The 13593-nt window shown below is 33.8% G+C and carries 8 protein-coding genes; 5 read left to right on the top strand and 3 right to left on the bottom strand.

The genetic code is table 11. The features are described from left to right. Positions 1-56 precede the first annotated feature (56 nt). Genes leuC through WNY78_RS02150 form a run of 4 tightly spaced genes read left to right on the top strand, consistent with a single transcriptional unit; the run spans position 57 to position 5776 of the window. Complete coding sequence (leuC, locus tag WNY78_RS02135) at positions 57-1439, top strand: 3-isopropylmalate dehydratase large subunit (RefSeq protein WP_342871526.1); 1383 nt, start codon at positions 57-59, stop codon at positions 1437-1439. Further along, positions 1439-2029 (top strand): 3-isopropylmalate dehydratase small subunit, encoded by a 591-nt coding sequence (gene leuD, locus WNY78_RS02140; RefSeq protein ID WP_342871527.1) that lies wholly within the window; start codon positions 1439-1441, stop codon positions 2027-2029. Before leuC ends, leuD begins: the two co-directional genes overlap by 1 nt. 45 nt (positions 2030-2074) lie before the next feature. Next, positions 2075-3193 (top strand): 3-isopropylmalate dehydrogenase, encoded by a 1119-nt coding sequence (gene leuB / locus WNY78_RS02145; RefSeq protein WP_342871528.1) that lies wholly within the window; start codon positions 2075-2077, stop codon positions 3191-3193. Between the two features lie 3 nt (positions 3194-3196). Beyond that, complete coding sequence (locus WNY78_RS02150) at positions 3197-5776, top strand: phosphoenolpyruvate carboxylase (RefSeq protein WP_342871529.1); 2580 nt, start codon at positions 3197-3199, stop codon at positions 5774-5776. Positions 5777-5902: 126 nt separating this feature from the next. On the opposite strand, the gene amt is transcribed toward WNY78_RS02150, so the two are convergent. Genes amt through WNY78_RS02165 form a run of 3 tightly spaced genes read right to left on the bottom strand, consistent with a single transcriptional unit; the run spans position 5903 to position 8568 of the window. Next, complete coding sequence (gene amt / locus WNY78_RS02155) at positions 5903-7144, bottom strand: ammonium transporter (RefSeq protein ID WP_342871530.1); 1242 nt, start codon at positions 7142-7144, stop codon at positions 5903-5905. Positions 7145-7149: 5 nt separating this feature from the next. Next, positions 7150-7488 carry a P-II family nitrogen regulator gene (locus WNY78_RS02160; RefSeq protein ID WP_342871531.1) on the bottom strand — a complete coding sequence of 113 codons (339 nt, stop codon included), beginning with the start codon at positions 7486-7488 and terminating at the stop codon, positions 7150-7152. A gap of 42 nt (positions 7489-7530) precedes the next feature. After that, entirely contained in the window at positions 7531-8568 is a 1038-nt protein-coding gene (locus WNY78_RS02165) for an outer membrane beta-barrel protein (protein ID WP_342871532.1), read from the bottom strand. A gap of 440 nt (positions 8569-9008) precedes the next feature. Here WNY78_RS02165 and gltB point away from each other — a divergent pair, with 440 nt between their 5' ends. Beyond that, positions 9009-13517, top strand: coding sequence for a glutamate synthase large subunit (gene gltB, locus WNY78_RS02170; RefSeq protein ID WP_342871533.1), 4509 nt, complete (start codon positions 9009-9011; stop codon positions 13515-13517). Positions 13518-13593: the final 76 nt, after the last annotated feature.

The raw sequence follows: 13593 nt of genomic DNA on the forward strand, positions 1-13593 counted from the left end.
ATAACTAATTTTCTTCGGAAAAGTAAAATAGATTTCCGCTTTCGCGGAAAGTGAACATGAGTAAAACATTATTTGACAAAGTCTGGGATTCGCATGTGGTCAATACAATAGAAAATGGTCCACAGATTTTATATATAGACAAACATTTAATACATGAGGTGACAAGCCCTCAAGCTTTTAATGAATTAGAAGAACGCGGAATTCCGGTGTTTAGACCAGATCAAATTGTAGCGACAGCAGATCATAATACACCAACGCTAAATCAAGATCAGCCAATTAAGGATGATTTATCGAGAAAGCAGTTGGAACAATTGTCTGAAAATTGTAAAAAAAATAATATTACATTATACGAGTTAGGTCACAAATATAATGGAATAGTCCATGTAATGGCTCCAGAGTTAGGTGTTACACAACCAGGTATGACCATGGTTTGTGGAGATAGTCACACCTCAACACATGGAGCGTTCGGAGCCATTGCATTTGGTATTGGAACAAGTCAAGTAGCGCAAGTTTTTGCGAGTCAATGCTTGTTGCTTACTAAACCAAAAAGTTTAAGAGTTACTGTTAATGGCAAATTAAAGAATGGCGTCTTACCAAAAGATGTCATTCTTTATATTATTTCAAAGCTTGGTACAAATTCTGGGACAGGTTATTTCTGTGAATATGCAGGAAATGTGTTTGAAGAGATGAGCATGGAAGGTCGTATGACGGTTTGTAATATGAGTATTGAAATGGGAGCAAGAGGAGGAATGATCGCACCAGATCAAACCACTTTTGATTATGTAGAAGGGCGAGAATTTGCACCAAAAGGAGAAGCGTTTAAGAAAAAAATTGCCTATTGGAAAACTTTACCTACCGATAAAGACGCTCAATTTGATAAAGAATATCATTTTGATGCTCAGGATATTGAGCCGATGGTTACCTACGGAACAAATCCAGGAATGGGAATTAAAATTTCAGAATATATTCCTGAAGTTAGTGATGCCTCTTTTGAGAAATCACTGAAATATATGAACTTCAAAAAAGGAGAATCTCTTATTAATAAACCTATCAATTTTGTGTTTATAGGAAGTTGCACTAATTCTAGAATTGAAGATTTTAGAGTAGCTGCAAATTATATAAAAGGCAAGAAAAAAGCAGATAATGTGACAGCTTGGTTAGTTCCAGGAAGTAAACTTGTAGAAGCACAAATTATAGAAGAAGGTTTAAAAACTGTGTTTGAAGATGCTGGTTTTGAATTACGTCAGCCAGGATGTTCTGCGTGTTTAGCTATGAATGATGATAAAATACCACAAGGCGAATATTGTGTATCTACATCAAATAGAAATTTTGAAGGTCGCCAAGGTCAAGGTTCTAGAACTATTTTGGCAAGTCCTCTAGTTGCAGCAGCGACAGCAGTTGAGGGAAAAATAATTGACATCACTAAACAATTAAATTAATGGAAAAGTTTACAACATTACAATCTAGAGCCATTCCGTTACATATTGAGAATGTCGATACAGATCAAATTATACCAGCACGTTTTTTAAAAGCTACAGACCGTAAAGGTTTTGGCGATAACGTGTTTAGGGATTGGAGATACCATAAAGATGGATCAGTAAATCAAGATTTTGTGCTTAATAATCCAAAATATACAGGAAGCATATTAGTTGCTGGAGATAATTTTGGATGCGGATCAAGTAGAGAGCATGCAGCTTGGGCTATTACTGATTTTGGTTTTAAAGTCGTTGTGTCTAGCTTTTTTGCAGATATTTTTAAAGGTAACGCGTTGAATAATGGGTTGTTGCCAATTCAGGTTTCAGAAGTGTTTTTAAAAACCCTTTTAACTCAAATTGATAAACATCCTGAAACGTTGATTGAAGTGAATCTCGAGAATCAAACAATTTCAGCTAAAGATTTGGATGTATTGGCACATTTCGATATTGATCCATACAAAAAAACGTGTATGATTAATGGTTACGATGATATTGATTATCTTGTAAATAATATTAAATTAATTGAGGCTTTTGAAGCTCAAAAAACATATTAATAACTAATATTGATTTCCGTTGTTACGGAAACTAATTTTTTTTCGATGAAATTACAAATTGCAGTATTGCCAGGAGATGGAATTGGTCCTGAAGTTACAGATCAAGCTATAAAAGTGCTGAAAGCTATTGCTTCAGAATTTGACCACTCCTTTAAATTTATAACAGCAGATGTTGGTGCTGTTGCCATAGATAATCATAACGATCCATTGCCAGATGCTACATTGAAATTATGTAAATCTAGTGATGCTATTTTATTTGGTGCTATTGGTCATCCAAAATATGATAACGATCCATCTGCAAAGGTGCGTCCAGAACAAGGTTTACTCAAATTGAGAAAAGAACTTGGATTATTTGCTAATATACGACCAGTAAAAGCCTATGAATCACTTTTAGATAAGTCGCCTTTAAAACGTCATATTATTAAAGGTGTAGATATTAGTATTTATAGAGAACTGACAGGAGGTATTTACTTCGGAAAAAAGGAATTGAGTGACGATGGTAACGTTGCATCAGATTTATGTGAATATTCGCGAGATGAAATAGAGCGAATTGCCCATTTAGCATTTGATGCAGCTCAAAACAGGCGACACAAAGTAACGTTAGTAGATAAAGCTAATGTTTTAGAGACCTCAAGACTTTGGCGAAAAGTCGTGACAGAAGTTGCTAAACAATATAGCGATGTAGAGCTAGATTTCTTGTTTGTTGATAATGCAGCAATGCAAATGATTCTTAATCCTAAACAGTTTGACGTTATTTTAACTGAAAACATGTTTGGAGATATTATTAGTGATGAAGCTAGTGTTATTGGAGGTTCTATTGGTTTGTTGGCTTCTGCTTCCGTAGGAAAAGAATATGCGATGTTTGAACCTATTCATGGCTCATTTCCGCAGGCAACCAATAAAGGAATTGCAAATCCTGTGGCTTCTATTTTATCTGCAGCAATGCTATTAGATCATTTTGAATTATTTAATGAAGCTAAAATGGTAAGAATAGCAGTAGATAAATCTTTAAAATTACAAATTTCAACACCAGACATTAATACAAAATATGATAATATAACCACAACTAAAGTGGGAGATTTCATTGAAGATTTTATTAATAATCCAGGAGATACTAATATGAATTTTACAAATATTCATTTAGGACAATCAACAATAATATAATACATGCCTACACAACCTAAGCTTACCAGGTTTAATCAAAACGTACTGTCTAAATATCAAATTTACAACAGTATTTTTATGACATTGCCTTTTGATACAATCACTAAAACAGGAGCGCTTTTGCCATTGTTTCACGAAACTTGTAGTAAAGGCTTTGCAGCTGGAGATAATCCCACAACAATAGTTAATTCGTTTTTTAAAAAGTACCAAGCGAGACGATCTGATAAAAGTCAAATTGCATTATTGTTCCGTTTTATTCAATATATAGAACGTCAAGTTGTGTTGTTTGATGCTATTGAAGATGCTGCTTTTCCTGTCGTTAATAATATGGATGGGATTGGTACGTTGCGTAGTTTAAAGGAAGCTGTTACTGCAGAAAACAAATTAGAAACGCTACAAAAATATTTAGAAGAGTTTAAGGTTAGAATTGTGCTTACTGCGCATCCTACTCAGTTTTATCCAGGATCTGTTTTGGGTATTATTACAGATTTAACCGAAGCAGTTAAAGAAAATGATTTATTAAGAATCAATGATTTATTAGCACAACTTGGTAAAACTCCCTTTTTTAAGCATAAAAAACCGACACCTTATGATGAAGCAGTGAGCTTAATTTGGTATTTGGAAAATGTGTTTTATAAATCCTTCGGAACAATTTACGATTACATCCAGCAAAATATTTTCGACGGAAAACAAATTGAAAATGACATTATTAATATTGGTTTTTGGCCAGGAGGAGATCGAGATGGAAACCCTTTTGTAACTCCAGAAATTACTCTAAAAGTTGCTAAACGATTACGAGAAACTGTTATAAAAAACTATTATAGAGACGCTCGACGTTTAAGACGAAAATTAACCTTTGAAGGTGTAGAAGAACGAATTGTTGTTTTAGAAACCGAACTTTATAAAATCATTACTCGAGAAAAATCAACATTGACTTTAGATTTTTTAACTTCAGAATTAAAAGATATAAAACAGATTATAATAGATAAGCATCAATCACTTTATGTTGCTGAGGTAAATAGTCTATTAAATAAAATTCATTTATTTGGTTTTCATTTTGCGAACCTTGATATTCGTCAAGATAGTAGAAAGCATGCTCAATTCTTTAACGATATGGTTAATGAATCGATTAAAAGTGGTAGTAAGATCTTTCCGAAGAATTACCATGAATTATCCGAAAAAGAGCAAATACAAATCTTATCTAAAGTTGAAGGTGAAGTCGATTTATCTTTAATTAAAGATGCAGAAACCTTGAAGGCTTTAAAGACGATGAAAGCCATAAAAACGATTCAAACGACTAATGGTGAAGTTGCTGCTAATCGTTACATTATTAGTAATAATCAGTCGACTTTAAATGTCATGCAGTTATTTGCAATGCTAAAATTAGTTGCATTTCAGGATCAATTAACTGTTGATATTGGACCATTATTTGAAACCATTACAGATTTGGAAAATGCACCTCAAGTGATGGAAGATTTATATACAAATCCAGAATATGCTGCACATTTAAAATCCAGAGGAAACAAGCAAACTATAATGCTTGGGTTTAGTGATGGAACTAAAGATGGTGGTTATTTAATGGCAAATTGGGCAATTTATAACGCGAAAGAAAGGTTAACAACAGTGTCTAGAAAATATGGAGTTACTGTTATTTTCTTTGATGGTCGTGGTGGACCTCCAGCTCGAGGTGGTGGAAAAACACATAATTTTTATGCCTCTTTAGGTCCAACAATTGAAGATAAAGAAGTGCAATTAACTATTCAAGGTCAAACCATATCATCAAATTTTGGAACATTAGATTCATCTCAATATAATTTAGAACAGTTGATTAGTTCTGGTATTTATAATAGTTTAAGTGATAAAGATTTAAGCATGCAACCAGATAATAGAAAAGTCATGGATGACTTATCTAAGCTGAGTTATGAAGCCTATAAAAATTTTAAAGCACACCCTAAATTTATTCCGTATTTAGAACACATGAGTACTTTGAAATATTATGCAAAAACTAATATTGGAAGTCGTCCTTCTAAAAGAGGGAAAGCAGAAGGTTTAGTTTTTGAAGACTTAAGAGCTATCCCATTTGTAGGATCTTGGAGTCAATTAAAACAAAATGTTCCAGGATTTTTTGGAGTTGGTACTGCACTTAAACATTATGAAGATACCAATCAATTTGATAAAGCACAATTGTTATTTCAAACATCAGATTTCTTTAAAACACTTATTGAAAATAGTATGATGTCCTTGTCTAAATCATTTTTTGATTTGACAAAATACATGAGTGATGATCCTGAATATGGTGCCTTTTGGAATGTTATTTTTGAAGAATATCAAACCTCAAAGCGATTACTTTTAAAACTTACAGGTTATAAGGAACTTATGGAAGAAGAACCTGCAGGTAAAGCATCTGTTGCAGTTAGAGAGTCTATTGTTTTGCCATTGTTGACAATTCAGCAATATGCATTGAAGAAGATTCAAGAGTTAGAAAAAAACGGAATAACTAAAGGAGAGGAAATAGAGGTTTATCAAAAAATGGTGACACGTTCTCTCTTCGGAAATATTAATGCTAGTCGAAATTCTGCTTAAAAAAAATAGAACAATCATAAGAAACCCTCAATAAATTTTTATTGAGGGTTTTTTAATATATGATGACAAACAAAATCCCGAAGCTATGAGTCTTCGGGATTTTTAAGATAACTAATCAATTAAAAACTAATGCTCATTCAATCTAAAGTCTGGATAAGCATCCATACCATGTTCATGTGCATCAAGACCTTCTAGTTCTTCTTTTTCAGAAACTCTTATACCGACTATTTTCTTTAAAGCAAATAGAATAATAAATGCTGAAACAATACAGAATACAGCTACAGATCCAACTCCAACAAGCTGAGTGATAAACTGGTCTACACTAGCTAATCCGCCAAATATTCCAACGGCTAATGTTCCCCAAATACCACATGCTAAGTGAACAGCAATGGCTCCAACAGGATCATCTAATCTAAGTTTATCAATTAGTGAAACTGCAAAAACGATAATCGCACCAGCAATTGCTCCAATTAAAATTGCATCTGTAGGACTCATCTGGTCTGCACCAGCTGTGATACCAACAAGACCTCCTAGAATACCATTTAGAAACATTGTTAAATCTAAATTTTTATATCGAATAGTAGACACTAGGGCAGCAACAACACCACCTGAAGCAGCAGCTAAACATGTTGTAACTAATACTAATGATGTCAATCCTGGATCTGCAGATAAAACAGAACCACCATTAAATCCAAACCAACCTAGCCATAATATTAAAACACCAGCTGTGGCTAATGGAATATTGTGTCCAGGAATTGCTTGTGGTTTTCCGTCTTTGAATTTTCCAATTCGAGAACCTAATAGAAAAACAGCAACTAAAGCAGCCCATCCTCCAACAGAGTGTACTAATGTAGACCCTGCAAAGTCATAAAATGGTGTGTCTCTAGTTTCTAAGAAACCGCCTCCCCAATCCCAAGAACCTGCAATTGGGTAAACTAATCCAACGTAGATAATTGTGAAAATCATAAATGGTCCAATCTTCATGCGTTCTGCAACTGCTCCAGATACAATAGTAGCTGCTGTTGCTGCAAACATACCTTGAAATAAGAAATCTGTCCAGTAGGTGTAGCCTTCGTTATAAGTTAAATCGAGCGCTCCATCTGCTGTAAGTGGAGAGTCTAATCCAAATCCTGCAAAACCAAAGATTCCTGTTGCTCCATCTTCAAATCCAGGATACATTAAGTTGAAGCCAACTAAGCAATATAATAGTAGACCTACTGTAATTATGAATATGTTTTTAAATAAAATGTTAAGTGTATTTTTTTGACGTGTTAGTCCAATTTCTAAAAATGCAAAACCTAAGTGCATAAAGAAAACAAGCGCTGTACAGATCATCATCCATACATTATTTATAGTTAGTATTTCCATGTGTTTTATTTTAAAGTGTTTCCTCCTTTTTCTCCTGTTCGTATTCTGTAAACTTCATCTATTTGTGAGACAAAGATTTTACCATCACCTACATCACCAGTAGAACCAGCTTCTAGAATGGCTTTTATAGTTACAGCCTCAAAGTCGTCATTGACAACTATTGATAAATAACGACGTTGAATATCACTAGTGCTATAAGACACGCCTCTGTAAACATGTCCTTCTTTTTCGTTTCCTAATCCAGTAACATCCCAATAGGAGAAAAAATTAATTCCTACATCGTGAAGTGCTTTTTTTACTGCGGAAAATTTAGATTTCCTGATGATTGCTTCTACTTTTTTCATGTGTTAAATTTTATGTTCTTCGGAAATTTTAATACTTGTGTTTTAGTTAAATTTGTAAACTGCAGCAATAAGAAATGATGCTAAGCTTTTAGAAGGTTCTAAATCGTTATCAAAATAGAATTCCTCAGACCAACTGTCTAATCTTATTTCAGGTATAATTGTTAAGTCATCTACTTTGTAATTTGCAGATAGTGTTGCTGCAAAAACGGTCTCATCATCAAAATCTTCCTCATGAAAACCAAAGTATTCTGCTCTTAATCCTAAACCGAATGTTTCAGAAACCGTGTATTGTGGATATAATGCTGCTCCATAAAATCCGCTTCCTTCTGTATCATTATAAGTTGCATTAATTCCTAAAAAGAATGTGTCATTTAAATTTGTACCACCTGTATAATCTACTTGAAAAGTAGTGCCATTGCTACCTGTTTGGTCTCCGTAGATAAGATTTAAGTATTGATCTTTGTAGCCAAGTTGAGCACCTGCAGTGTAACTTCCGTCAAAATTAGTTTCAGTAAAATCTGTACTGTTCATTATTGCTAGTAATAACGAAAAGTCATCAGATAAAGTAATGTCTGCCTTCAACCCAGTATGAGAAAAAGGTCCATTTGAGAACATGTACGATGTACTGTAGTTAAAATTATCAGCAGGAGAAATGACTTCATACCCTAAAAAAGTATTAAAGTTTCCTAATGTAAGCTTCACTTTGTCACTTACATTGTAATACATATAAAGTTGATTGACAATATTGCTTGATCCAGTAGATAAGAAAACTGCGTCTTCTCCTCTTGGTCCAAAAACTAAGTCGGCTACAAAACCAACTTTACTTCCTTCGTAAGAAATAATTGCATTTGCCATACCAAGACTAAAGCCACTTCGGTTTGCAAATGAGGTGCCAGGATTTAGAAAGAAAGTGTCGTCGCCATCTTCAAATGCTTCGTTTGGTCCTGTTAGGTTGGCTCTATAATAGGCATCAACACTTCCAGAGATTGTGAACTTTTTAGTTGATGCGTCTTCGGTTTCTTGTGCGGTTACAACTAGTGCAGTTAGCATTAGTAGTGTTAAAGTAATTTTGTTTCTCATAAATAATGGTTTATTAAGTTTCGTGACTCAAATCTATATTAATTAGATTTAAACCCTAAATAAAATAGGGTTGATTATGTTATTTTTATTGATTTATGTTTTTGTGCCCTATATTTTTTAGGGTATTATTATTTTTTATTAAAATTATGATAAATTGATAATCGGTAATTTCAATAATTTTTACATTTTGGGGTTAATTATTGATTTATTGTCAATAATTTGATTTGTACGCAAACGTTTTCGCAATAATTAACTTGATTTTATGAAAACATATATGTTGGTTATTTTGCGTTTTTTCTTCTATTTATTGCAGATTTTACATTTAAAACACTCTTAATTATCGATATCGAAAAAGTGTTTCCATCTTTTTTTTAATCAAATTATAGCGTCTATCTTACAGAGATAATGAGGTTTGAAAAACCTTAGAAAATTGCTGAATTATGTTTAAAAAACAAGGACTTTATTTACCAGAATTTGAACACGAAAATTGTGGTGCTGGATTCATATGTAACCTAAAAGGGGAAAAGACAAATCAAATTATACATGATGCATTAGAGATTCTTGAAAAATTAGAACATAGAGGTGGTGTGAGTTCTGATGGAAAAACTGGAGATGGTGCAGGTTTATTAATTGATATACCACATGCTTATTTTAAAAGAGTTTGTGGTTTTAAAGTTCCTGTAAAAGGGAAGTATGCTGTAGGAATGGTGTTCCTGCCTAAAAACAGAAACCAATACAAATTCTGTAAAGACACCTTCGAAAAAGAAATCATTGCACAAGGTTTGTCTATCATTGGATGGAGAGAAGTGCCTGTAGATTCTACTCAACTTGGGGAAATTGCTTTAGCATCAGAACCAAACATTGAGCAACTTTTTGTTGGAAAATCAAATGAAGTATCAGAAGCTGATTTTAAAGCAAAACTCTATGCAGCACGTAAAATAACAGAACACACGGTTAGGAAATCTAAAATGTCACAGAGTTCTTATTTCTATGTTTCAAGTTTGTCAACAAATACATTGATATATAAAGGGATTATAATGCCTGAAGATATTGGGCCTTATTATAAAGATTTACAAGAGACAGATTTAGTGACACGATTAGCATTAGTTCATCAACGGTTTTCAACAAATACAATGCCTACTTGGGAATTAGCGCAACCATTTAGATTTATGTGTCAAAATGGAGAAATAAATACACTTCGTGGAAATGTGAGCAGAATGCGTGTTCGTGAAGAAATCATGAAAAGTGAAGTTTTTGGACCTCAAATTGATAAATTATTTCCAATTATTTTACCAGGAAAATCAGATTCAGCTTCCATGGATATGGTCGTAGAATTATTAACACACACTGGTCGCTCATTACCAGAAGTTATGATGATGATGATTCCAGAAGCATGGGAAAAACATGCAACCATGTCTCCAGAACGTAAAGCATTTTACGAGTATAATTCTTGCATTATGGAACCTTGGGATGGACCAGCTTCTGTACCTTTTACTGATGGAAATTATATTGGAGCTTTACTGGATAGAAACGGATTAAGACCTTCAAGATATACAGTTACTAAAAGTGGTAAATTAATTATGTCTTCGGAAATTGGAGTTGTTGATATTGCTCCTGAAGATGTTGAAAGTCATGGTCGTTTAGAACCTGGAAAAATGTTTTTAGTAGACATGAACCAAGGTCGAATTATAAATGATGAAGAGATAAAAAGTAAAATTGTTAGAGAGAGACCGTATCAAGAATGGTTAGATAAAACAAGATTGCACTTAAAAGATATTCCATATACAGGAGAAACGTGTCCTATTGAACTTTTAGATATAAAAACAAGACAGCGTTTATTTAATTATACGTTTGAAGATATTCAAGAAGTCATCACACCAATGGCTCAAAAAGCAAAAGAGGCTTTAGGTTCTATGGGAACTGATACACCATTAGCAGTTTTGTCTAACAAGCCTCAGTTAATTTCAAACTATTTCAAACAATTATTTGCTCAGGTTACCAATCCTCCTTTGGATGGAATTAGAGAAGAAATCGTTACAGATATTAGTTTGTCTTTAGGTAAGGATAGAAACATTTTCAGCATTACAGAACGACAATGCCGAAAATTGAAAATTCAAAACCCGGTAATTTCAAATGACGATTTAGAAAAAATACGACATATTTCTGTTGAAGGTTTCAAAGCAGAAACTATTGAAATGTTATATCCAAAAGATAGAGGTTTAAACGGACTAGAAGATGCTTTGGATGACATTATTAAACACATTGAAAAAGCATTAGAACGAAATACAAACATTATAATTTTATCAGATAGAGGTGTGAGTAAAGACATGGCTCCAATCCCATCTTTATTAGCTTGTTCATATGTAAATCATCAAATGAACCGTTTACGTAAACGTTCCTATTTCGATATCATTATTGAATCTGCAGAACCACGTGAACCACATCAATTCGCAACGTTATTTGGTTATGGAGCAAGTGCCGTAAATCCTTATATGGTTAATGAAATCATTAGAGCACAAGTGAAAGAAGGTTTCATCACAGATATGGACGAGCAAAAAGCAGTTGACAATTTTAACAAAGCAATTGGAAAAGGCATCTTGAAAGTGATGAACAAAATAGGGATCTCTACATTACATTCTTATAGAGGTTCTCAAATATTTGAAATCGTAGGTTTTAATTCACAATTTGTTGAAAAATATTTCCCATATACAGCCTCAAGAATTGAAGGTATTGGTTTGTATGAAATCGAAAAAGAGATTGATAAACGATATAAATATGCCTACCCAAATACCGAAGTTGATAAACGTTTAGGTTTAAATATTGGTGGAGAATATAGATGGAGACGTAATGGCGAAAAGCATTTATTTAATCCAACTACAGTTGCTAAACTACAGCAAGCAGTTAGATTAAGTGACCAAGCGAGTTATGATGTTTACGCAAAAGCTATCAATGAGCAGTCTGAAAATTTAATGACCATTCGTGGTTTATTTGAATTTAATAATATTGACCCAATTCCGATTGAAGAAGTAGAACCTTGGACAGATATTGTAAAACGATTCAAAACAGGAGCGATGTCTTATGGTTCTATTTCACGAGAAGCACATGAGAATTTAGCGATTGCTATGAATAGAATTGGAGGAAAATCTAATTCTGGAGAAGGAGGTGAAGATCGAAGACGTTTTCAGCCAGATGTGAATGGAGATAGTAGAAACTCAGCGATAAAGCAAGTGGCTTCTGGTCGTTTTGGAGTAACATCTCACTATTTAACAAATGCGAAAGAGATTCAAATTAAAATGGCTCAAGGTGCAAAACCTGGAGAAGGTGGTCAATTGCCTGGTGAAAAAGTATTACCATGGATTGCTGCAGCTAGAAACTCAACACCATTTGTAGGTTTAATTTCGCCACCACCACATCATGATATTTATTCTATTGAAGATTTAGCACAATTAATTTACGATTTAAAAAATGCGAATCGTGAGGCTAGAATTAATGTAAAACTAGTGTCAGAAGTTGGTGTAGGTACCATCGCAGCTGGAGTCGCAAAAGCAAAAGCAGATGTTGTACTTATTGCTGGTTACGATGGAGGCACAGGAGCTTCACCTTTAACATCTCTAAAACACGCTGGCTTACCATGGGAACTTGGTTTAGCAGAAGCGCAACAAACTTTAGTGCTTAATAATTTAAGAAGTAGAATTGTAGTTGAATGTGATGGTCAGTTAAAAACAGGTCGTGATGTGGCAATTGCAGCATTATTAGGAGCAGAAGAATTCGGATTTGCAACTGCACCTCTTGTAGCTTCAGGATGTATTATGATGCGAAAATGTCATTTAAATACCTGTCCTGTTGGTATCGCAACTCAGGATAAAACATTGCGTAAAAACTTTAAAGGGACTCCAGAACATGTTATTAATTTCTTCTACTATATAGCTGAAGAATTGCGACAAATTATGGCAGAATTAGGATTTAGATCTATGTCTGAAATGATCGGTCAAACTCATAAAATAAACGCAAACAAAGCCATTAAACACTATAAAGCGAAAGGTTTAGATTTATCTTCAATTTTGCACAGACCTGCTGAATACTCTCAGATGCCAGTTAAAAATTCTGAAAAGCAAGATCATAATTTAGATGATGTTTTAGATTTCACAATTCTGAAAGATTCGCATCGCGCTTTATACCGAAAAGAGCAAATGTCATTATCCTATCCAATTAAAAACACAAATCGTACCGTAGGAGCGATTGTTAGTAATGAGATTTCTAAAATCTATGGACATTTAGGTTTACCTGAAGATACCTTAAATATTAATTTCAATGGTTCTGCAGGGCAAAGTTTTGGTGCTTTTGGTGCTCACGGATTGACTTTTAGGTTAGAAGGAAATACAAATGATTACCTAGGTAAAGGATTATCTGGAGCAAAGTTGATTGTTAAGAAGCCAACAAATGCAAGTTTTAAAGCAGAGGATAATATCATTGTTGGTAATGTCTGCTTATTTGGAGCTGTTGAAGGTCAGGCATATATCAACGGAATTGCAGGCGAACGTTTTGCAGTTAGAAACTCTGGTGCAATAGCAGTTGTAGAAGGCGTTGGAGATCATTGTTGTGAGTATATGACAGGAGGAAAAGTTGTAGTACTTGGTAAAACAGGACGAAACTTTGCAGCAGGAATGAGTGGAGGAGTAGCTTATGTGTACGATCCAGAAAACAAATTTGTAAACGGATTATGTAATACCGAAACTATTGAGTTTGAAAAGATAATCCAAAAGGATGCAAAAGATTTAAAAGCAGTTATTGAGAAGCATGTAAAATATACAGATAGTCAATTAGGTAAATCTCTATTAGAAAACTGGGAAACGAGTTTGAGCAATTTTGTAAGAGTGATGCCTACAGAATACAAACATGCTTTAAAACGTTTAGCGACAGAGGAACAAATGGTTGAAGAATTAGTGTAAGCTAATGCAGAAGAAAAAGTTATAACACAATTAAATATAGAATGCAGGATGATCCCGAAAGGGTTCGGGACTGCCT

The sequence above is a fragment of the Psychroserpens sp. AS72 genome, from assembly GCF_038900375.1.
Lineage (GTDB): Bacteria > Bacteroidota > Bacteroidia > Flavobacteriales > Flavobacteriaceae > Psychroserpens.

Bases quoted from the DNA above. Each gene is read 5' to 3' on its own strand.
- amt (WP_342871530.1), bottom strand. From the start codon at position 7,144: ATGGAAATACTAACTATAAATAATGTATGGATGATGATCTGTACAGCG.
- leuB (WP_342871528.1), top strand. From the start codon at position 2,075: ATGAAATTACAAATTGCAGTATTGCCAGGAGATGGAATTGGTCCTGAA.
- WNY78_RS02160 (WP_342871531.1), bottom strand. From the start codon at position 7,488: ATGAAAAAAGTAGAAGCAATCATCAGGAAATCTAAATTTTCCGCAGTA.
- leuC (WP_342871526.1), top strand. From the start codon at position 57: ATGAGTAAAACATTATTTGACAAAGTCTGGGATTCGCATGTGGTCAAT.
- WNY78_RS02165 (WP_342871532.1), bottom strand. From the start codon at position 8,568: ATGAGAAACAAAATTACTTTAACACTACTAATGCTAACTGCACTAGTT.
- gltB (WP_342871533.1), top strand. From the start codon at position 9,009: ATGTTTAAAAAACAAGGACTTTATTTACCAGAATTTGAACACGAAAAT.
- leuD (WP_342871527.1), top strand. From the start codon at position 1,439: ATGGAAAAGTTTACAACATTACAATCTAGAGCCATTCCGTTACATATT.
- WNY78_RS02150 (WP_342871529.1), top strand. From the start codon at position 3,197: ATGCCTACACAACCTAAGCTTACCAGGTTTAATCAAAACGTACTGTCT.